The sequence below is a fragment of the Rhizobium sp. Leaf453 genome (assembly GCF_001425605.1).
Taxonomy (GTDB): domain Bacteria; phylum Pseudomonadota; class Alphaproteobacteria; order Rhizobiales; family Rhizobiaceae; genus Pararhizobium.
Window position 1 is genome coordinate 265,271 of record NZ_LMRG01000027.1, and the last position, 22,364, is coordinate 287,634.

General features: G+C 61.2%; 11 protein-coding genes. 7 read left to right on the forward strand and 4 right to left on the reverse strand.

The genetic code is table 11. The features are described 5' to 3' along the window. Positions 1-166: 166 nt before the first annotated feature. Positions 167-8,668 carry a GH36-type glycosyl hydrolase domain-containing protein gene (locus ASG68_RS24510; RefSeq protein WP_413814041.1) on the forward strand — a complete coding sequence of 2,834 codons (8,502 nt, stop codon included), beginning with the start codon at positions 167-169 and terminating at the stop codon, positions 8,666-8,668. A 130-nt stretch (positions 8,669-8,798) separates the two neighbouring features. Continuing rightward, a complete protein-coding gene (locus ASG68_RS24515; protein WP_062586302.1) occupies positions 8,799-9,962 on the forward strand; it encodes an OpgC family protein in 1,164 nt (387 codons plus the stop codon). A 188-nt stretch (positions 9,963-10,150) separates the two neighbouring features. On the opposite strand, the gene ASG68_RS24520 is transcribed toward ASG68_RS24515, so the two are convergent. Further along, positions 10,151-11,908, reverse strand: coding sequence for a glucan ABC transporter ATP-binding protein/ permease (locus ASG68_RS24520; RefSeq protein ID WP_062586534.1), 1,758 nt, complete (start codon positions 11,906-11,908; stop codon positions 10,151-10,153). A 451-nt stretch (positions 11,909-12,359) separates the two neighbouring features. On the opposite strand from ASG68_RS24520, the gene ASG68_RS24525 reads away from it, so the two are divergent. The 3 genes from ASG68_RS24525 (at position 12,360) to ASG68_RS24535 (ending at position 17,820) form a co-directional block, all read left to right on the forward strand. Next, on the forward strand, positions 12,360-13,100 hold the full coding sequence (locus ASG68_RS24525; RefSeq protein ID WP_062586537.1) for a LuxR family transcriptional regulator: 741 nt from the start codon (positions 12,360-12,362) through the stop codon (positions 13,098-13,100). A gap of 112 nt (positions 13,101-13,212) precedes the next feature. Continuing rightward, on the forward strand, positions 13,213-16,671 hold the full coding sequence (gene pyc / locus ASG68_RS24530) for a pyruvate carboxylase (protein WP_062586539.1): 3,459 nt from the start codon (positions 13,213-13,215) through the stop codon (positions 16,669-16,671). 117 nt (positions 16,672-16,788) lie between these two features. Beyond that, positions 16,789-17,820, forward strand: a complete 1,032-nt coding sequence (locus tag ASG68_RS24535; RefSeq protein WP_062586304.1) for a trans-3-hydroxy-L-proline dehydratase — start codon at positions 16,789-16,791, stop codon at positions 17,818-17,820. A 12-nt stretch (positions 17,821-17,832) separates the two neighbouring features. Here ASG68_RS24535 and ASG68_RS24540 read toward each other — a convergent pair whose 3' ends face one another. Beyond that, positions 17,833-18,594 carry an amino acid ABC transporter ATP-binding protein gene (locus ASG68_RS24540; protein WP_062586307.1) on the reverse strand — a complete coding sequence of 254 codons (762 nt, stop codon included), beginning with the start codon at positions 18,592-18,594 and terminating at the stop codon, positions 17,833-17,835. Next, on the reverse strand, positions 18,591-19,271 hold the full coding sequence (locus tag ASG68_RS24545; RefSeq protein WP_062586541.1) for an amino acid ABC transporter permease: 681 nt from the start codon (positions 19,269-19,271) through the stop codon (positions 18,591-18,593). Before ASG68_RS24545 ends, ASG68_RS24540 begins: the two co-directional genes overlap by 4 nt. 121 nt (positions 19,272-19,392) lie before the next feature. On the opposite strand from ASG68_RS24545, the gene ASG68_RS24550 reads away from it, so the two are divergent. Next, a complete protein-coding gene (locus ASG68_RS24550; RefSeq protein WP_156373602.1) occupies positions 19,393-19,866 on the forward strand; it encodes a hypothetical protein in 474 nt (157 codons plus the stop codon). Here ASG68_RS24550 and ASG68_RS24555 read toward each other — a convergent pair. Beyond that, positions 19,826-20,602 (reverse strand): amino acid ABC transporter substrate-binding protein, encoded by a 777-nt coding sequence (locus tag ASG68_RS24555; protein ID WP_062586320.1) that lies wholly within the window; start codon positions 20,600-20,602, stop codon positions 19,826-19,828. The genes ASG68_RS24550 and ASG68_RS24555 overlap by 41 nt on opposite strands. Before the next feature lie 484 nt (positions 20,603-21,086). Here ASG68_RS24555 and ASG68_RS24560 point away from each other — a divergent pair, with 484 nt between their 5' ends. Beyond that, a complete protein-coding gene (locus ASG68_RS24560; RefSeq protein ID WP_062586322.1) occupies positions 21,087-22,280 on the forward strand; it encodes an MFS transporter in 1,194 nt (397 codons plus the stop codon). Positions 22,281-22,364 lie beyond the last annotated feature (84 nt).

A 22,364-nucleotide genomic window follows, 5' to 3' on the forward strand; every position in this document is an offset into this window, starting at 1 on the left:
GATGCCGTTGGTTTCCCGTGTGCGGGAACCCAGATGGTCCCCGGCAAAGCAGTGACGGGCCTTTAGGGCAATGGTGGCGCAGAGCCAGACATCAGGGCAGCAGCCCATCCGGCCAGATGACAACGGCCGGACCCCTCAACACCGCTTGGATTCAGAACCCGTACCCATGCCCCTTCAGAACACGCCGAATACGCCCGCGCGCGAAGCCGAGACCAAGCCGATCGATTATAACGATTCGATCCGCGCGACCTATTTTACCATCGACGAGCTTCGTGAATGCGGTGCGGCTCTCGCCCGCGATGGCGTTTCCAGTCTTCCGGGTTTCTTTCCCTTCGAATTCCGTCCGCGGCATCGTGAAAACGAACACGAAATCTTTCGCGTCTACAAGGTGACGGCGACCGACGTCGAGGCCGGCGCATCGATTACGCCCGCCGCCGAATGGCTGCTGGACAATCACTATCTGGTCGAGGAATCCATCCAGGAAGTCCGGCGCGATTTCCCGCGCAAGTTCTATCGCCAGCTGCCGACGCTTTCGGTCCAGGGCACGACGATCCCGACGACGATGGCGCTTGCCTGGCTCTATGTCGCCCATACCCACAGCACCGTTTCGCGCGAAAGCCTGACGGCGATGGTCGAGGGCTTCCAGCGGCACGAGACCTTCAAGATCGGCGAACTCTGGGCGCTGCCGTCCATTCTTCGCTTCGTCCTGATCGAAAACCTTCGCCGCATTGCCATCCGCGTCGATCGTTCGCGCAACATGCGCAACAAGGCCAATGACGTGGCCGACCAGATCGTCCGCCTCGGCGAGCCGGACAAGTTTCAGTCTGTTCTCGCCGAAGCCCAGCCGCTCTGTGCCGACAATACCTTCGTCGCCCAGTTGCTCTATCGTCTGCGCGACGGGTCGCAGACATCGAGCTTCGTGATAACATGGCTCGAAGACCAGCTCGAAAAGCGCGGTTCTCATGTCGAGGAAGCGTTGGTCGCGGAACAGAACCGTCTGTCGTCCGGCAATGCGACGATGAGCAACATCATCCGCAGCCTGCGTGAAATCGACGACAATGACTGGGCCGTGTGGTTCGAAAGCGTCAGCAAGCTCGACGATGCGCTGCGTGAGGGTTCGGATTATTCCTCGCTTGATTTCGGTTCGCGAAACAAATACCGCAACACGATCGAACGTCTCGCCCGGCGTTCCGACTATACCGAACTGCAGGTTACCCATATCGCGCTTGATATGGTCAAGGAGCAGGCAACCGCTCCTGCAGACACGGAAACCGCGCCGCATGAGCCGAATGTCGGCAGTTTCCTCGTCGGCAAGCAGCGCCGCCTGCTGGAAGCCAGGCTCGATTATCGCCCCTCGCTCCTGCAGAACATCATTCGCGTCGGCCGCAAGCTCGATTGGCTGGCCATTGCCGGCCCGAATATCGTGCTCACCATCCTGGCGATGATCGCGGTCTATATTTTCGTCAGCCCGATGGAAATTCCGACGGGCGCCAAGCTGATCATGCTGCTCCTGTTCGCCCTGCCGGCGTCGGAGGGTGCTGCGGGCTTCTTCAACACGCTGGTCACGCTGTTCGTCACGCCGACACGGCTCGTCGGTTACGAATTCCTCGAAGGCATTCCGCAGGATGCGCGCACACTCGTCGTCGTACCCTGTCTGATTTCAAAGCGCGATCATGTCGATGAACTGGTGCGCAATCTCGAGGTCCATTATCTTGCCAATCCGAAGGGCGAGATCTACTTCGCACTTTTGAGCGACTGGACCGATTCAAGGGAAGAACAGACCGCTGCCGACCTCGACGTGCTCGAATATGCCAAGCGCGAGATCGAGACCTTGAGCGCGCGTTATGCCCATGACGGCCGCACGCGCTTCTACCTCCTGCATCGCCGCCGCCTCTACAACGAGGCCGAAGGCGCATGGATGGGCTGGGAACGCAAGCGCGGCAAGCTGCATGAGCTGAACCTGCTGCTGCGTGGCGACAGCGATACGAGCTTCCTCGCCGGAGCCAACACCGTGCCTGATAATGTCCAGTATGTCATGACGCTGGATTCCGACACCCGCCTGATGCGCGATGCCGTGACCAAGCTGGTCGGCAAGCTCTATCACCCGATCAACCGCCCGGTCGTCGATCCCGCCACCCAGAAGGTCACCGCCGGTTACGGCATCCTGCAGCCGCGCGTCACGCCGTCGCTGACGACCGGCAGCGATGCCTCGATGTTCCAGCGCATCTTCTCGGTCAACCGCGGTATCGACCCCTATGTCTTCACCGTCTCCGACGTTTACCAGGACATCGCCGGCGAAGGCACGTTTACCGGCAAGGGCCTCTACCACGTCGATGCCTTCGAAGCGGCCTTGAAGGGCCGGATCGAAGAAAACTCAGTTCTCAGTCACGATCTTCTCGAAGGTTCGCTGGTCCATTGCGCACTGGTCAGCGACGTCGAACTGGTCGAGGATTTCCCGATCCGCTACGAGGTCGAAATGTCGCGCCAGCATCGCTGGGCGCGTGGCGACTGGCAACTGCTGCCGTACCTGTTCAACCTCTCCAACGGCGTCAGCATGCTCGGCCGCTGGAAAATGTACGATAACCTGCGCCGTTCGCTGATCCCGGTTGCCTGGCTGATCGCCTCGGTAATGGGCTGGTACTACATGGAGCCGACGCAGGCGCTGATCTGGCAGTTCGTGCTGATCTTCTCGCTGTTCGTCGCGCCGACGATGTCACTGATCTCCGGCATCATGCCGCGCCGCAACGACATCGTCGCGCGCGCCCATCTGCATGCCGTGCTGTCGGAAATTCAGGCGGCGAACGCGCAAGTCGTCCTGCGGATCGTCTTCATCGCCCATTCCGCCGCGATGATGGCGGATGCCATCTGCCGCTCCATCTACCGCACCTTCGTTTCCGGCAAGCTGATGCTGGAGTGGCGCACGGCCGCTCAGGTTCACAGTTCGTCTGGCGGCACTGTCTGGGATTATTACCGTTCGATGTGGATGGTGCCGGTCCTGTCGGCGGTTTCGCTGGCGCTTGCGGCGATTTCGGATACCGGTCTGCCCTTCATCGGCATCCCCTTCGCGCTGCTCTGGGCCCTGTCGCCTGCCATTGCCTGGTTCGTCAGCCAGTCGGCGGAGACGGAAGACCAGTTGGTCGTGCCGGACGATGTCGTGGATGAACTGCGCAAGATCGCCCGCCGCACATGGGTCTATTTCGACGATTTCGTCACCGCCAAGCAGCACTTCCTGCCGCCGGACAATTTCCAGGAAATTCCGCATCCGATTCTCGCCGAGCGGACATCGCCGACCAATATCGGCGTTTACCTGCTCTCGGTGATGTCGGCCCGTGATTTCGGCTGGATCGGTTTCGAAGAGGCGGTTCGCCGTCTGGAGGAAACCATCGGAACTATCGACGGCATGCCGAAATTCCGCGGTCATCTCTACAATTGGTACAAGACCGACACGCTGGAAACGATGGAGCCGAAATACGTCTCCGCCGTGGACAGCGGCAACCTCGCCGGCCATCTGATCGCTGTCTCGTCCATGTGCCGCGAATGGGCCGAAGCACCTTCCGCGCATGTGCAGGGCAATCTCGACGGTATCGGCGACGTCGCCTCCATCCTGTCGGAAGTGCTGGCGGATCTGCCGGATGACCGCAAGACCGTGCGGCCGCTGCGCCGCCTGATGGAAGAGCGGATCGTCGGCTTCCAGAACGCACTGGCCGCCGTCAAGCGCGAGCATGAATTTGCCTCCATCCGGGTGATCAACCTGGCAGTGTTGGCGCGTGACATTCACAAGCTGACGCTCAATCTCGATCACGAGGTCAAGAGCGCCCAGAGCGGCGAAGTGACGAAATGGGCGACCATGCTCGTCAACACCTGCGAGTCCCATATCGCCGACAGCGTCTTTGACCTCAGCGCCATCGAAGCGTTGCGCCAGCGTCTGGTGGTGCTGCGTGACCGGGCGCGCGATATCGCGTTCACGATGGATTTCAGCTTCCTGTTCCGTCCGGAACGGCGCCTGCTGTCGATCGGTTACCGCGTCAACACCAACGAACTCGACGAGGCCTGCTACGACCTTCTGGCATCCGAAGCCCGCCTCACCAGCCTGTTCGCCATCGCCAAGGGCGACCTGCCGACCGAGCACTGGTACAAGCTTGGCCGTCCGATCGTGCCGATCGGTGCGCGCGGTGCGCTGATTTCGTGGTCTGGCTCGATGTTCGAATATCTGATGCCGCCGCTGGTCATGCAGGAGCGTCAGGGCGGTATTCTCAACCAGACCAACAATCTGATCGTCAAGGAACAGATGAATCACGGCCGCCGTCTCGGCACGCCATGGGGCATTTCGGAAGCGGCCTTCAATGCCCGCGACCACGAACTGACCTACCAGTACACCAATTTCGGGGTTCCGACGCTGGGCCTCAAGCGCGGTCTCGGCCAGAACGCCGTCATCGCGCCCTATGCGTCGATCCTTGCCTCCATGTACGATCCGAAGGCGGCGATCGCCAATCTGGAGCGCCTGCGCGCTCTCGGTGCGCTCGGTGTCTACGGCTTCCACGATGCCGTCGATTTCACCCCGACCCGCGTGCCGGAAGGCAAGACCTGCGCGGTCGTGCGCAACTACTATGCCCACCATCACGGCATGTCGATCGCGGCCGTCGCCAACGTCGTCTTCAATGGACGGTTGCGCGAGTGGTTCCATGCCGATCCGGTCATCGAAGCGGCCGAACTGCTGCTGCAGGAAAAGGCGCCGCGCGACATCCCGATCATCAACACCAAGAAGGAGCCGGAATCGCTCGGCAAGGGCCAGGAAGACCTGCTGCGCCCCGAAGTCCGCGTGCTGACCAATCCGCTCGCCAAGGATCGCGAGACGGTGTTCCTGTCGAACGGTCATTACTCGATCATGCTGACGGCGACAGGCTCCGGCTATTCCCGCTGGAACGGCCAGACCGTTGCCCGCTGGAAGGCAGACGCGACCGAGGACCGCTCAGGCACCTTCATCTTTCTGCGGGATACGACAACCGGCGACTGGTGGTCGGCAACGGCCGAGCCACGCCGCGCCGCCGGTGAAAAGGCGACGACGCGCTTTGGCGACGACAAGGCCGAATTCATCAAGACCGTCGGCGACCTCACCAGTGAAGTCGAATGCATCGTCGCCACCGAGCATGATGCGGAAGGCCGCCGCGTGATCCTGCTTAACACCGGCACGGAAGACCGCTTCATCGAAGTCACGTCCTATGCCGAGCCGGTTTTGACAACGGACGATACCGACAGTGCCCATCCGATGTTCGCCAAGATGTTCGTGCAGACGGAGGTGGATGCGAAGGGTGATGTGATCCACGTCACGCGCAACAAGCGCAGCCCGAGCGATCCGGATATGCGGGTCGCGCATCTGATCGTCGATAATGCCGCCAGCACCCGGCACACCGAGGCCGAGACGGATCGCCGCCGCTTCATCGGTGTTGGCCGTACGCTCGCCGAGGCGCAGGCTTTCGACAGTGACGCCAAGCTTTCGGGCTCCGACGGCTACACGCTCGATCCGATCGTTTCGCTGCGCCGTGTCGTCCGTGTGCCGGCCGGCAAGAAGGTTCATGTGATCTTCTGGACCATCGCGGCACCCGATCGCGATGCCATCGACCGTGCGGTCGACCGCTATCGTCACCCGGACAGCTTCAACCACGAAATGATCCACGCATGGACCCGTTCGCAGGTGCAGATGCGCCATGTCGGCGTCACCTCGCAGGAAGCGGCAAACTTCCAGACGCTGGGTCGCTATCTCGTCTATCCGGACATGCAATTGCGTGCCGATTCGTCGACGGTGCAGGCCGGCCTTGCGCCGCAATCGGCGCTCTGGCCGCTGGCGATTTCGGGTGATTTCCCGATCTTCACCGTCCGCATCAACGATGACATCGACCTCAGCATCGCCCGTGAAGCCTTGAAGGCGCAGGAATATCTGCGTTCGCGCGGCGTCACCGCCGATCTCGTCATCGTCAACGAGCGTGCCGCATCCTACGCACAGGACATGCAGCACACGCTGGATGCCATGGCGGAAAACCTCCGCCTGCGTGGTCTCGCGGATGGTCCGCGCCAGCACATTTTCGCGGTTCGCCGGGATATCATGGAACCGCAGACCTGGGCGGCGCTGCTGTCGGCCTCGCGCGCGGTCTTCCATGCCCGCAACGGCAAGATTTCCGACCAGATCGCCCGCGCCGAAAACCTGCTGACCAAGCCGGAAAAGGAAGAGGATGTGCAGGTCGCGCCGCTGCTCGCCGTGATCGGCGAGGACAGCGCGGTTGCCGCCGCCGAGATCAACGGCGATGGGCTGGAGTTCTGGAACGGCTATGGCGGCTTTGCGCCGGATGGCCGCGAATATGTGACGCGCCTGCGCGGGGGCGAAGCAACGCCGCAGCCGTGGATCAACGTCATTTCCAACGAGACATTCGGCTTCCATGTGGCCGCCGAGGGTGCCGCCTTCACCTGGGGCAAGAACTCGCGTGACTATCAGCTGACGTCCTGGACCAACGATCCCGTGACCAATCGTCCGGGCGAAGCGATCTTCGTTCGCGACATGGACAGCGGGGCGGTGCTTACCCCCTATGCCGCTCTGTCGCGCCGCAAGTCGGTCGTCTTCGAAACCCGCCACGGGCTCGGCTATTCCGTCTTCCGCAGCGTGCAGGACAAGATCGAGATCGAGGTCAGCCAGACGGTTCACCGCCAGGCGCCGGTCAAATATCTGCAGCTTCGGCTGAAGAACACGTCCGGCGAGGCGCGCAGCCTCAAGGTTTATGGCTATGCCGAATGGCTGCTCGGCAACAACCGGGCCAAGACCACGCCGTTCATTCTCTCGCATCATGACGAGGCGAGCGGTGCCGTTCTGGCGAGCAATCCCTATAGCATCGATTATGCCGGACGGACCGCGTTCCTGGCGGCGAGCGAAAAGCCTGATGGCTTCACCTCCAGCCGACGTGAATTCCTTGGCAAGGTCGGCAGCATCTACGCGCCGCAGGCCGTGATCGATGGTGGCGCCCTGTCGGGCTCGCTCGATGCCGATGGCGACCCCTGTGCCGCTGTCGTGCTCGATGTGAACCTCAAGGCCGGCGAGAGCCGTGACCTGACCTTCTATATCGGCGATTCCGACAATGCCGCCCAGGCGCTGGAACATCTGGAAACCGCACGTCAGACGACGTTCGACGCGGCCTTGGAGGCTTCCCGCAGCTATTGGCAGGACTTCACCGGCATTCTCCAGATCGATACGCCCGACAAGGCGTTCAACAACATGGTCAATGCCTGGCTGCCCTATCAGAGCCTCGGTTGCCGTATTCTGGCACGTTCGGCCTTCTATCAGGCCAGTGGCGCCTTCGGCTTTCGTGACCAGTTGCAGGACACGCTGGCCTTCCTTATCCACCGTCCGGAGCTTGCCCGGGCGCAAATCCTGAATGCAGCGGCGCGGCAGTTCCCGGAAGGCGATGTCCTTCACTGGTGGTTGCCGGGCACCGGCGCCGGTGTCCGCACGCTGATTTCCGACGACGTCGTCTGGCTTGGCCATGCCGTGCAATATTATTACTCGGTCACCGGCAAGAAGGACATTCTCGACGAACAAATCGCCTTCATCGAAGGCGCTCCGCTGGAACACGGTCAGCATGACAGCTTCTTCCAGCCAACCGTGTCCGAACGGCGCGCGAGCCTCTACGAGCATTGCGCCATCGCGCTGGACCTCGCCATTGCCCGCAAGGGCGAGAACGGCCTGCCGCTGATCCTTGGCGGCGACTGGAACGACGGTATGAACCGCGTCGGTATCGAAGGGAAGGGTACGAGTGTCTGGCTCGGCTGGTTCCTTGCGACCACGTTGCGCTCTTTCCTCGTCATCGCCCGCGAACGCGGCGATACGAAGCGGGTCGAGGCGTGGGAAGCGCATCTTCCGGTGCTCAAGCAGGCGCTGGAGACGGCCGGCTGGGATGGCGCGCATTATCGTCGCGGCTACTATGACAACGGCACGCCGCTTGGCACCGCCGATGCCACGGAATGCCGGATCGATTCGATTGCCCAGTCCTGGAGTGTCCTGTCCGGCGAAGGCGATCCCGCCCGCTCGGCGCAGGCCATGGATGCGGTGCTGTCCGAACTTGCCGACGGCGATCACCAGATCATCCGGCTGTTCACGCCGCCGCTGTCCGGCACCGCGCAGGATCCGGGTTATATCAAGGGCTATCCGCCCGGCGTCCGCGAAAATGGCGGGCAGTACACCCATGCGGCCACTTGGGTGGTGCTGGCGCTTGCTGCCCAGAACCGCACCGAAGACGCTTGGCGCGCCTTCCAGATGCTGAACCCGGTCAATCACTCGAGCGATCGCGACAGCGCCGATCATTACCGGGTCGAGCCCTATGTCGTGGCGGCCGACGTCTATGGTCATGGCGAACTGACGGGACGTGGCGGCTGGACCTGGTACACTGGCTCCGCAGCCTGGCTTTACCGTGCTGCCGTGGAAGGCATTCTCGGCATCCGCCGTCAGGGTGACAGACTGATTATCCGGCCCGTCCTGCCGAAGAGCTGGACCGGATTCTCGGCGACGCTGAACGTTGACGGCAAGGCCTATGCGATTTCCGTGAGCAAAAATGCGGAAAGCGATGAGCCCGTCGTGAGCGTCAATAATACTGTCACAAAAAACGCGCATGAAGGCGTTTTGTTGTAGCTGCCGGCGCGTCATGAACGCGAAAACCGGCTTTGCACCAGAAGGCGCAAGGCCGGTTTTGTTTTGACCGCAGGCGGACACATCGCGTCGATGGGGGCAGGGGCACTGAACCCGGACGAGACAAGACTGAATGCTGCAAAAACTGGACTTTCCCGCGCCTGCCGCTGACGGGCGCGCGGCCACCGCTTCAACCATACCCCCGGAACGCGATACACGGCTCGACGTGTACCGCGCGCTTTGCCTCATCACGATCTTCATCAATCATGTGCCGGGACAATATCTTGAATTCCTGACGACGAAGAATTTCGGCTTTTCCGATTCCGCCGAGGCCTTCGTACTGATTTCAGGGCTGTCGGCCGGTCTCGCCTATGGGCGGAAATTCGTCATCGGCCGCCGCCTTGCCGTCAGCCTGAAGATCTGGCGAAGGGCCTTCACGCTCTATGTCGCGCATATCATGACGAGCATCGTCACGCTGGCGATCTTCGCCGGCGGCGCGCTTTATTTCGGACGGCAGGACCTGATCAGCGAGATCAACATCAAGCCGCTGGTCGATCACACCGAACAGGGCATCGTTGCCATGGTCCTGCTCGGACACCAGCTCGGCTACAACAATATCCTGTCGATGTATGCGGTGGTCTTCCTGATCCTCCCGGCCGTGCTCTGGCTCTATGCGCGCAGTCCGTTTCTGCTGTTCATAGCGTCGGCGGCACTCTGGCTTGCTGCCGGTATCTTCATGATCGTGCCGATCAATTTCCTCGACGAGGGCTATTGGTTCCTCAATCCCTGGTCATGGCAGTTCCTGTTCGTCATCGGCGTGATCTGCATGATGCGGTCGCGCGCCGGCCACTCCCTGCCGCGTCATCCGGTACTCGTTCTCCTCGCTGGCGGCTATGTGACATTGTCCTTCTTCTGGGTGGTGCTGTCCTGGTGGAACATCGATTTCTCCTACGGGCTGCCCGCCGTTCTGACCGGTTTCGACAAGACGTTCCTGTCATCGACCCGGTTGCTGCATGTCCTGGCACTCGCCTATCTCCTGGCCGTCTTCCCGATCTTCAGCCGCTTGACGCGTCTCAGGATCGATCATCCGCTGGTCATGATCGGCCGCCATTCCCTGCCCGTCTTCATCTTCGGAACGATCCTCGCCATGGTTGGGCAAGTCTTGTTGTTCGTGACGGGGCGCGATCCTGTCTGGGGATCCCTGTTCGTCGTTCTGGGGATCGCTCTGCACTTCGCCTATGCCCGCTATCTCGACTGGATCAGCGGATTGTCACGGCCGGAAGCTGCTGCAGCCTGATACCGACCGCCTGCTGGTCTTTTTGCAGCTGGCCGCAGGCCGCGACGAGGTGATCGCCGTGCCAGCATCTGATGGAAAGCCGGGTTGCCCCGGTCGCCGCAACCCGGTGTGCACCATCATCGGGCAAATACAAAAATCCCCGCGGCAGAACCGCGGGGATCGTGAAGTTAGGGGAATAAGCTGACCGATCAGGCGGCAGCGTGGCTCTTGCGGACATCGTCGTCCGTCAGGATGCCGCTGGCGCGCAGCAGGGCAGCGAAGCGGCCATTGCTCTGGCTGAGCTCGTTAAAGCCGCCCATTTCGACGATCTTGCCCTGATCCATGAAGATCACCAGGTCCGCCTCGCGCACCGTCGAAAGGCGGTGGGCGATGATAAAGGTGGTGCGATCCTTGCGCAGGTTATCGATCGCGACCTTCACCCGGTTTTCCGTCTCGACGTCCAGCGCGCTGGTCGCTTCGTCGAGCACCAGGATCGGGGCGTTCTTCAGGATCGCCCGGGCAATGGCGATACGCTGACGCTCGCCACCGGACAGACGGTTGCCCCGTTCGCCGACGCGCGTGTCGTAACCGCTCTGGCGCCCTTCGATGAAGTCGGCGGCAGCGGCAGCTTCGGCGGCGGCCATGACTTCGACCAGCGACGCATCCTCGCGACCCAGGCGAATGTTGTCGCAGATCGAGCGGTTGAGCAGGCCTGCATCCTGGAACACGGTGGCGATTGAGCGACGCAGCGACTTGCGGGTTACCGTCGAGATATCGACGCCATCGACCAGGATCTTGCCGCCGGCCGGCTCATGGACGCGCTGCAGCAAGTTGACGAGTGTTGTCTTGCCGGCGCCGGTCGGGCCGACGATGGCGATCGTCTGGCCGGCCTTGGCGATGAAGTTGACATCGCGAAGGCCTTCGTTCGAATTGGCAAAGTTGAAGGACACGTCGCGGAATTCGACCTCGCCACGGACATGGTTGAGTTCGCCGGCATCGGCAGGCTCTTCGCGTTCACGGACCGAGTCTTCCAGCACGAAGAAGTCTTCCAGCTTGGCGCGGGCTTCGAAAATCTGCGTGACGAAGGCCTTCATCTGGTCGAGACGACCGATCAGCAGGTTGGCAAAGCCGATGAAGGCAATGACGTCGCCGACGCCCAGTTCGCCCTTCTGGACGAGGTACGTGCCGATGACGAGGATAGCCATCATCGAGATGGTCGAAGCCATGCGGTTCAGCGCGCTGGCCAGCGCCCACCAGTCCAGGACCGGCAGCTGGGCGGAGATCAGCTTCTGGGTGAAGTTCTTCAGCTCGCGGGTCTCAGCTTCGATGCGGTTGTAGCTATGGACGACCGAAACGTTGCTGATGGAATCCGACACATGCGAGAAAACGGTGTGATAGTGATCCTCGACCGAAGCCTGACCTTCCTTGGTGCGCGTCATGACGATCTTGCCGATGATAACGTAGAGCACGCCGAGCACGACGAGAACGAGCGACAGACGGACATCCATGGCAAACGCGGTCGGAATCAGCAGCGTCAGCGCGACGGCGGTCGCCAGATGCTGGCGCATGAATTCGAGCCAGAGGCCGAACAGTGTTTCGCAGGCGCGCAGCAGCGTATGCAGCGCGTTCGAGGTACCGCGCTGGGTGTGCCAGGACAGCGGCATGGAAATAATACGGCCGAAAGCCTCGGTGATCAGGGTCGATCGGCGGGTATGCGCCAGCCGGTCAGCCTCACGGGCAACCAGAACGAAAGCGACGGTATTGAAGGCGCCAAGGCCTGCCCACATCAGAAGCATCGGCGTGACGCCTTGCTTGGAAGAGATCGCGTCGATGATGCGTCCGAACAGGATTGGCTCTGCAATCGTGATCACGGCCAGAACGATGTTGGCAATGACGATCGCGGAGACGCGAAGCTTGTGAACGGCAAGATACTGAAGCGCTCTTGCATAGATCTGGAACAATGACACTGTCTTATCCCTCTTGGGCAGCTGGTTTGCGGTGCAATGAAAAGCAACAGGCATTCGCATCGCGGCATGATTTCCAAGAAGAAGCGGTCTTTGCGTTGAGCCGGCCTTCATGACCGCATCTGGATTGCCCCAGAAAAAACCCTTGCCGTTTCCACTTCGTCTCGCGTCTTCATGGTCCACCCCCGCATGCTTTCGATCGAACTTTGATGTCGAGCGTGCGGGGTTGTCTGTGGTAAGTTGCCCAGCGCAGCGAACCGCCGCTCCGGCACATATCCATAGTCTGCTATTTTTTACATCTTGCGGTTCAGCGCCGATGCAGCGATAGGTGGTTTCATGAGTGACGGTGGGGATTATCGCGACTGCAACATGAATGGGTGCTGAACAAGCCATTCATGTTGCGTCGCAGCAGTTTTATTTGAGCTCGCGGGCCGATTTTTATCGAGGGGATTTTATGAATATCACGCTGCTGGTGCAGTTTCTGGCTCTCATCGACGAAATGAAGAGCAGGGACGAGATCGTCCAGGAATTCGAGCGGTTGCTGGACCGGTACGGCTTCGATTACTACGGCATCGTTCGTCAGCCCAAGCCCGATGAAAATCCGCTGAGCCTCTTGCTTGCAGGCCGGTGGCCGGATGGCTGGCCGCAAATCTACATCCGCAAGAAATACGTCATCATCGATCCGACGATCCGCTATCTCGGCCATGCGCAGCGTGGCTTCCGCTGGCGCGACACGGCGGTCGCCTTCCGCTCCGACCCGCACCGCAAGCGTATGGAGCGCATGATGGTGGAGGCGCGCAACCACGGCCTTTATGACGGCTACATCTTCCCGGTTCACGGACGTCGCGGCCTGCTCGGCAACATGACGGTCGGCGGTCGTGTCGTTGATCTCTCGCCAGTCGAGATGAGCCTGTTCGACGGCATCGCCAAGAAGCTGTTCTGGCGTCTTTTGGAACTGACCGATCCGGCGGTGCTCGCCGAAATGATCTCGACCGTCGATGTGCAGATGACACGGCGCGAAATGGAGGCGCTGAATTATCTCGCCGATGGCATGACTTCCAATGAGATCAGCAAGATCCTCGATATCTCCAATCATACGGTCGATTGGTACATGAACGGCATCCAGGAAAAGCTGAAGGCCAAGAACCGGCATCACGTCGTTGCGCTGTCGTTCCGGCTGGGTCTGATCAACTGACGCAACAAGGTTGCGTTATGGCTTAAACTGAAATTGAACTTCTTGTGACGACGCGCTAATAGTGCTTTTCGCGGTGCAGCATTTCCGCGTTTCAAGTCTTGAGGAGTTCGACTTGCCCATTTCCAAAATCCTTGTCGCCAATCGGTCCGAAATTGCCATTCGCGTGTTTCGCGCGGCAAACGAACTGGGGATCAAAACGGTTGCGATATGGGCGGAGGAGGACAAGCTCGCGCTGCACCGGTTCAAGGCGGACGAGAGTTATCAGATCGGCCGCGGCCCGCATCTGGCTCGTGATCTTGGCCCGATCGAAAGCTATCTGTCGATCGAGGAAGTGATCCGCGTCGCCAAGCTCTCGGGTGCCGACGCGATCCATCCGGGTTACGGACTTCTGTCGGAAAGCCCGGAATTCGTCGACGCCTGTCATGAGGCCGGTATCATCTTCATCGGCCCTAAGGGCGACACAATGCGCCGCCTTGGCAACAAGGTCGCCGCCCGCAACTTGGCGATCGAAATCGGCGTCCCGGTCGTTCCGGCCACCGAACCGCTGCCCGAGGACGAGGCTGAAATCCGCCGCCTCGCCGACGAGATCGGCTATCCCGTCATGCTCAAGGCCTCCTGGGGCGGCGGCGGTCGCGGCATGCGCGCCATTCGCGATCCGAAGGACCTGATCCGCGAAGTCACCGAAGCAAAGCGTGAAGCGAAAGCCGCCTTCGGCAAGGACGAAGTCTATCTGGAAAAGCTGGTTGAGCGTGCCCGCCACGTCGAAAGCCAGGTGCTTGGCGATACCCATGGCAATGTCGTTCACCTGTTCGAGCGCGATTGCTCGGTGCAGCGCCGCAACCAGAAGGTCGTCGAACGTGCGCCGGCGCCTTACCTCACCGAGGCGCAGCGGCAGGAACTGGCTGGCTATTCGACCCGGATTGCCGAGGCGACCAACTATATCGGCGCCGGCACGGTCGAATATCTGATGGATATGGACAGTGGCAAATTCTACTTCATCGAAGTCAATCCGCGCATTCAGGTCGAGCACACCGTCACCGAGGTCGTGACCGGCATCGACATCGTCAAGGCGCAGATCCACATCCTCGAAGGTGCTGCCATCGGCACGCCGGAATCGGGTGTTCCGAAGCAGGAGGACATCCGCCTCAACGGTCATGCCCTGCAGTGCCGTATCACCACGGAAGATCCGGAGCAGAACTTCATTCCCGACTATGGCCGCATCACCGGCTATCGCTCGGCCTCGGGCTTCGGCATCCGTCTCGATGGCGGCACGGCCTATCCAGGCGCGGTCATCACCCGCTATTACGATCCGCTGCTGGTGAAGGTCACCGCCTGGTCGCCGAACCCGCAGGAAACCATTGCCCGTATGGACCGCGCGCTGCGCGAATTCCGTATCCGCGGTGTGGCGACCAACCTGACCTTCCTCGAGGCGATCATCGCCCATCCGAAGTTCAAGGATAACAGCTACACCACCCGCTTCATCGACACGACGCCGGAACTGTTCCAGCAGGTCAAGCGTGCGGATCGTGCCACCAAGCTCCTGACCTACCTTGCCGATGTCACGGTCAACGGTCATCCGGAAGCCAAGGGCCGTCCGAAGCCGAATGTCGATGCGGCCAAGCCGATCGTTCCGTATATCGATGCGCCGATTAAGCCCGGTACCAAGCAGAAGCTCGACGAACTCGGCCCGAAGAAGTTCGCCGAATGGGTGCGCGCCCAAAGCCAAGTCCTGATGACGGACACGACCATGCGCGACGGTCACCAATCGTTGCTGGCGACGCGCGTGCGCACCTATGATATCGCCCGCGTCGCCGGCACCTATGCCAAGGCGCTGCCGAACCTCTTCTCGCTGGAATGCTGGGGTGGCGCGACCTTCGACGTCTCCATGCGCTTCCTGACGGAAGATCCGTGGGAACGCCTCGCACGGATCCGCGAGGACGCGCCGAACCTGCTCTTGCAGATGCTGCTGCGTGGCGCCAACGGCGTCGGTTACAAGAACTATCCCGACAATGTCGTGAAATACTTCGTCCGCCAAGCTGCCAAGGGCGGCATCGACGTCTTCCGCGTGTTCGACTGCCTGAACTGGGTCGACAACATGCGCGTGTCGATGGATGCCGTCGCTGAGGAAAACAAGATCTGCGAAGCGACGATCTGCTATACCGGTGACATCCTCAACTCGGCTCGCCCGAAATATGACCTGAAATACTACACTGCGCTGGCCGCCGACCTGGAAAAGGCCGGTGCCCACATGATCGCTGTCAAGGATATGGCCGGCTTGTTGAAGCCCGCTGCCGCCAAGGTGCTGTTCAAGGCGCTGCGCGAGGCGACGGACCTGCCGATCCATTTCCACACGCACGACACGTCCGGCATTTCGGCGGCGACGGTGCTGGCGGCCGTCGATGCCGGCGTCGATGTGGTCGATGCAGCCATGGATGCCTTCTCCGGCAACACGTCGCAGCCGTGCCTCGGCTCGATCGTCGAGGCGCTCAAGGGCTCCGAGCGTGATCCGGGTCTCGATCCCGAATGGATCCGCCGCATCTCCTTCTACTGGGAAGCGGTGCGCAACCAATACGCTGCCTTCGAAAGCGATCTCAAGGGACCGGCATCCGAAGTCTACCTGCACGAAATGCCGGGCGGCCAGTTCACCAACCTCAAGGAGCAGGCCCGTTCGCTGGGACTTGAGACCCGCTGGCACCAGGTGGCCCAGGCCTATGCCGATGCCAACCAGATGTTCGGCGATATCGTCAAGGTGACGCCGTCCTCCAAGGTGGTCGGCGACATGGCGCTGATGATGGTTTCCCAGGACCTGACGGTGGCCGATGTCGAGAACCCGGCCAAGGACGTATCCTTCCCGGAATCGGTCGTCTCGATGCTGAAGGGTGATCTCGGTCAGCCTCCGGGCGGATGGCCGAAGGCGCTGCAGGCGAAGGCCTTGAAGGGCGAAAAGCCCTATACCGCCGTACCCGGCTCCCTCCTGCCACCGGCCGATCTCGATGCGGAGCGCAAGGCAATCGAGACCAAGCTGGAGCGCGAGGTTTCCGACTTCGAGTTCGCCTCCTACCTGATGTACCCGAAGGTCTTCACCGACTACGCGCTGGCCGCCGATACCTATGGCCCGGTCTCGGTCCTGCCGACGCCCGCTTATTTCTACGGCCTGTCTGCCGGGGAAGAGCTGTCGCCAGGGCTGGAAAAGGGCGTCTCGCTGGTCATCCTGCATCAGGCGACGAGCGAGCCGGACGAACAGGCCATGGTCAAGGTGTTCTTCGAACTCAATGGCCAACCGCGCCTGATCAAGGTTCCCGATCGCAACCGGGCGGCTTCCTCGGCCGTTCGCCGCAAGGCCGATCTCGGCAATGCCGCCCATCTCGGTGCGCCGATGCCGGGCGTCATCTCCACGGTCGCGGTCTCGGCCGGCCAAACGGTCAAGTCCGGCGACGTCCTGCTGTCGATCGAAGCCATGAAGATGGAAACCGCGCTGCACGCGGAAAAAGACGGCACGATCGCCGAAGTCCTGGTTCGTACCGGTGACCAGATCGACGCCAAGGACCTGTTGATCGTCTACGGCGCGTAAGCGATTTCCGTTCAAGGTATAAGAGACCACCGGATGATGCCCATCCGGTGGTCTTTTTGATTCCACCTTTTGCAGCGTCGGCCTAAGGTGCGCCTATTCCATCGTAAGGAAACAGCAATGCGCAGCAGCAAGATCGTTCATGTGGTTGGCGTTCATGCCGAGGGTGAGGTAGGTGACGTCATCGTCGGCGGTGTCCTGCCGCCGCCGGGCGACACGCTCTGGGCGCAATCCCGTTTCATCGCCCAGGATGAAACACTGCGCAATTTCGTGCTCAACGAACCGCGCGGCGGTGTCTTTCGCCATGTGAACCTGCTGGTGCCGCCCAAGGATCCGCGTGCGCAGATGGGCTTCATCATCATGGAGCCTGCCGATACGCCACCCATGTCCGGCTCCAACTCGATCTGCGTATCCACCGTGTTGCTCGATACCGGCATCATCCCGATGCTGGAGCCGGTCACGGAAATGGTGCTGGAGGCGCCGGGTGGTGTCATCGAGGTCCGGGCCGACTGCGCCAATGGCAAGGCGGAACGCATTCATGTCCGCAACGTCGCTTCTTTCGCTGCAAAGCTCGACGCGAAGCTTGAAGTGGAAGGACTTGGTACGCTGACCGTCGATACCGCCTATGGCGGCGACAGTTTTGTCATGGTCGATGCGCACAAACTCGGTTTTTCTCTTGCCGCAGATGAAGCGCGCGATCTTGCCGCGACGGGCATGAAGATCACGGCGGCGGCAAATGCGCAGCTTGGCTTCGTTCATCCCGCCAATCCCGATTGGGATCATATTTCCTTCTGCCAGTTCGCCGCGCCGATCGTGCGGGAAAACGGCGTGCTGACCGGCCGCAATGCCGTTGCCATCCGCCCCGGCAAGATCGATCGCTCGCCGACGGGGACCGCATGCTCGGCCCGGCTTGCCGTCATGCATGCACGCGGCCAGATCGGCATCGGCGAAAAGTTCGTCGGGCGCTCGATCATCGATTCTGAATTTCACTGCCACATCGAATCGACCACCGAGGTGGCCGGCACCCCAGCAATCCGCCCCGTCATTTCGGGGCGGGCCTGGGTGACGCATACGGCGCAGCTGATGCTCGATCCGGCCGATCCCTGGCAGCAGGGATACCGGCTGTCCGATACCTGGCCGAACCTCGGCTGACCGGAATTCCGCTCAGATATCGTAATTGTTGCCGGCGCTGAGCGAGGAGATGAACTTCTTCGTGCGCTCCCGCTCCGGCGTCTGGAAGATGCTTTTCGGCGCGCCGCTTTCGACGATAAGCCCGCCGTCGAGGAACAGGACCTGATCGGCGACCTTGGATGCCAGCCGCAGGTCGTGGGTCGCCATGATCATCGTCGTGCCCTCGGCCGCCAGACGGTTCAGGACCTCGACGACTTCCTCGGCCAGTTCCGGGTCGAGCGCCGAGGTCGGCTCGTCGCAAAGCAGGACGCGGGGCGAAGGGGCAAGGGCACGGGCGATGGCGACGCGCTGCTGCTGGCCGCCGGAGAGTGTGGCCGGCCAGGCGTCTGCCTTGTGGGCCATGCCGACCTTCTGCAGCAGTTCCTGCGCCCGCGCACGGGCTTTGTCCTTTGGCCATTTCAGCACGGTGACGAGGCCTTCCATGACGTTCTCGATCGCCGTCTGGTGCGGGAAGAGCTGGAAATTCTGGAACACCATGCCGGTCTGGCGGCGCAGCCGCTGGATCGCGTCCCAGCCGGTCTTCTTGCCCGGCGAAAAGACGATCTGTTCGTCACCCAGCTTGATCGTGCCGGATGTTGGCGTTTCCAGCAGGTTGACACAGCGCAGCAGCGTGCTCTTGCCGCCGCCGGAGGGGCCAACCAATGCGGTGACAGTTCCCTCGGCGATGGCGACGCTGATGTCCTTCAGCACGACATTGTCGCCGAACTGCTTGACGATATGGGTAAGCTCGATCATGTGCGTGCCTCCAGGAAGCCGCCATAGCGGGCGAAACGTTTCTCCAGCCGCACCTGAAGCGCCGAGAGCACCGAACTCAGCGCCAGATAAAGCAGGGCCGCCTCGATGTAGAGGATCAGCGGTTCATAGGTTGTGGCGACGATGCGCTGTGCGGTTTGGAACAGTTCCGGCACGGTGATGGCGGCGGCAAGCGACGTATCCTTCACCAGCGAGATGAATGTGTTGGAAAGCGGCGGAACGGCGACGCGCGCGGCCTGCGGCAGGATGGTCCGGCGCATCGCCTGGCTCCAGCTCATGCCGATCGAATAGGCGGCCTCCCACTGGCCGCGCGGAACCGAGGAAATCACGGCGCGGATGATTTCCGATGTATAGGCGCCGATATTGAGCGTGAAGCCGATCAGCGCCGCCGGGAAGGCATCGAGCAGGATGCCGAGGCTCGGCAGGCCGTAGAAGATCACGAAGAGCTGGACGAGCAGCGGCGTGCCGCGAATGACCCAGACATAGAACCGTGCCACGGCGACCAGCGGCCTTGGTCCGAACAGCCGGACGACCGCGGTCAGAAGTCCGAGCATCAGTCCCAGCGTAAACGAGAGCAGCGTCAGTGGAATGGTGAAGATCAGCCCGGCCCAGAGAAGTGGTTGGAGCGAATCGAGCATGAGTTGAAGCCAGGGGGGCACGGGCGTTCCTTGGGTCAGCTGGAAGGTAGGGGCCATTGTCGAGAAGCGGATGGCTTCTTACAAGGGATTTCGTGGGATCTAGCGCGTTCGATGCGCCGGTTCAAATCGGGGTAACGAGATCGTGGCGATCACGCGTATTTTTTCAGCAATGACCATTCTGCTTCTCGGTGTCGGGCTCGCCGCCTGCAGCACAACCCGACCGAGAGCTCCATCCAGCCGCGATGAAAGCGTCGACCTCATCATCGGTTGGGACGAGACCGTTCACACCACCGGTTCGCTGACTGTGACGCAGCAGGCCACGACTTTCGAATTTACCAAGCCGGGCGGAAGCCGCTGCAGCGCGAGTTTGCCCGGCAAAACGACCGTCGGCACTGCCATCTGTGCGGACGGGACCGCCGCGAAGGTGAAGGTTTTTTGGCGGGGCGGAAATTATACTGGCGAGGTGGATACGGGCGATCGGCCCGTTGCTCCCGTCATCCGGTCTCTCGCGCCCGCCAATGATTTCGCTTTCCCCGCCGTGGACCGGCAGGGAAAGCCTATGGGGATGGTTACCCTTACTTCGAAACGTCTGCGCCGAAATATTTCTGCGAAATAGCGTCATAAGTGCCGTCCGCCTTGATATCGGCCAACGCCTTGTTGATCGCTTCCAGCAGTTCCGGCTCGCCCTTGCGGATGATGATACCGGAATAATCGGCATTGGCCTGTTCGGCGGCGATCTTCACCGGAGCGTCGGCCTTCTTCTTCTTGAAGTCGAGGAAGGACAGGCTGTCATTGATCGTCGCGTCGGCGCGACCGGTCAGGACGAGCTGGATCGACTGGTCGAAACCGTCGGTGCCGACGAGTTCAGCACCGGAATCCTGCGCCAGCTTGCCGAAATTGCTCGTCAGCGACTGGGCGGCCTTCTTGCCCTTGAGGTCCGGGAAGTCCTTGATATCGGCATTGTCTGTCTTGACGATCAGCACCGCCTTCGAGGCGATGTAAGGCTCCGAGAAGTCGTACTTCTGCTTGCGGGCATCGGTGATGCCGACCTGGTTGATCACCGTGTCGTAGCGGTTGGCGTCGAGGCCCGCGATCAGGCCGTCCCACTTGCCTTCGAGGAACTCGGCCTTGACACCCAGCTTCTGGGCGACGGCCTCGCCGATCTCGACATCGAAGCCGACAAGCTTGCCGCTCTCGTCATGATAGGTGAACGGGGCGTAGGTGCCCTCCGTGCCGATCTTCAGCGCGCCTGCGGCCTTGATGGCGTCGAGGTTTTCACCCGCGAAGGCCGAACTGAAAGAAACCAGCTGGGCGAAAGCGGCAGCGGCGAGAAGTGTGGGAAGCAGTTTCATTTTCTTTTCCATCTTTTTGATCCGGCCCGTCTGCCGGCGTGAGGGAAGAGTCGCATATGGCCCGCCAGATGGCAGCGCACAAAACATCATTTGTGCGGCGCAAGAGCGGAAGGTTTTTCTCATTTCGGACCCGATTCGACGCAAATTTGGCACAGCGTGGCCAAATTCAAGGCGTCATGCCAATTCTTTCAGCACAATTTTTGGTGCCGCGAGTATAAATCGATTGAAATTCCGAAAAAGGCAGCTATGCGTGTTTATACCGATTTATACTTGGTTATACACGATTAGCTAATATGCAGGCGGAAATACTGTTGTTAACAGCCTCGATTCGAGGCCGGCCGGATTGGTGTCGATCGTGAAGCGGGCGTCACATGACGAAGATGTCCGCGTCGCACGGTGGGAGATCGGTGATGATCGCCGATCCGCCGGAACCTTCACTGAGACCAAAGCTTGATCCGCCACCGGATCGCAACAGGAACAGATTATGGACCACCAGACTTCCCAGCCGCAGCGGGCAAAGGCGCCGCAAGGCTACATGCCGAAGATGAGGCTCGCGGTTTCGCTGATGTTCCTGATGAATGGCTTCGTCACCGGCAGCTGGGCGCCGAAGATTCCCGAGTTCAAGGAGAAGCTCGGGATCGGTGAAAGCGTGCTTGGCCTCTTGATCCTCTGCTTCGGCATCGGTTCGCTGGTGCTGATGCCGATTGCCGGCGGCTTTATTGCTAAGCTCGGATCGCAGAGGGTGGTCAAAGTCACGGCTGTCGCCCTGTCTCCGCTGCTCCTGCTTCTGACGCTGGTGCCCAATGTCTGGGTCGCCATCGCCGCCATGTTCCTGCTCGGTGGTTTCGTCGGTGCCATGGACGTGGCGATGAATGCCAATGCGGTCGAGGTCGAAAAGACAATGCGCCGCGCCATCATGTCGTCCTGCCATGCCTATTGGAGCCTCGGCGGGCTGTTCGGCGCCGCCATCGGCGGTGTACTCATGGCGAATTTCGGTGTTTTGCCGCACGCGATTTTCGTGACGACCGTCTGTTTCTCGCTGGTCGCGATTGCCTGGCCGATGATGCTGCATGATCAGCCGCATCCGGATACGGCGAAGGAAAAGTTGCGCCTGCCGATGACGCCGCTACCCTGGCTGATCGGTCTTGTCGCCCTGTTCTCGATGGTGCCGGAGGGTTCGGTGCTGGACTGGGGCGCGCTGTACCTGCGCAACGAACTTGGTGCATCGGTCGCACTGTCCGGCTTCGGCTTTGCCGCCTTCTCGGCGACAATGGCGATCATGCGTTTCGCCGGAGATCACGTTCGCGACCGGTTCGGCGGCGTCAAGACGCTGCGGATCTGCACTCTGACGGCGCTGGTCGGCCTCGTTCTCGCAGGACTTGCGCCGAATGCGCCGCTGGCCATTCTTGGCTTCGCGCTTGCCGGCATAGGTATTTCCAACATGGTGCCGATCGCCTTTTCGGCCGCCGGCAATATACCTGGGCTGGCGCCGGGTATCGGTCTCTCTGTCGTGACCACTATGGGCTATTCCGGCATGCTGTTTGCGCCGTCGCTGATCGGTTTTGTCGGTGAGCATACCGGCTTTTCGATTATCTTCGCCTGCATCCCCATCCTGTTCATCGTCGTGCTGCTCCTGTCGCATCACGCTGTTCACGCCGACCACAAGGGCGGCCATTGATCGCAGGCCGGCCGCCTCGCGCGGCCCAAGGTTCCCGGAGGCCATCAATTCGCCGTCAAGCCGTGATCTTGCCGTTGACATCTC

Coding starts and splice junctions, on each gene's coding strand:
- ASG68_RS24540 (WP_062586307.1), bottom strand. CDS start 18,594: ATGATCGAGCTTACCCATATCGTCAAGCAGTTCGGCGACAATGTCGTG.
- ASG68_RS24535 (WP_062586304.1), top strand. CDS start 16,789: ATGCGCAGCAGCAAGATCGTTCATGTGGTTGGCGTTCATGCCGAGGGT.
- ASG68_RS24560 (WP_062586322.1), top strand. CDS start 21,087: ATGGACCACCAGACTTCCCAGCCGCAGCGGGCAAAGGCGCCGCAAGGC.
- ASG68_RS24510 (WP_413814041.1), top strand. CDS start 167: ATGCCCCTTCAGAACACGCCGAATACGCCCGCGCGCGAAGCCGAGACC.
- ASG68_RS24525 (WP_062586537.1), top strand. CDS start 12,360: ATGAATATCACGCTGCTGGTGCAGTTTCTGGCTCTCATCGACGAAATG.
- ASG68_RS24555 (WP_062586320.1), bottom strand. CDS start 20,602: ATGAAACTGCTTCCCACACTTCTCGCCGCTGCCGCTTTCGCCCAGCTG.
- ASG68_RS24515 (WP_062586302.1), top strand. CDS start 8,799: ATGCTGCAAAAACTGGACTTTCCCGCGCCTGCCGCTGACGGGCGCGCG.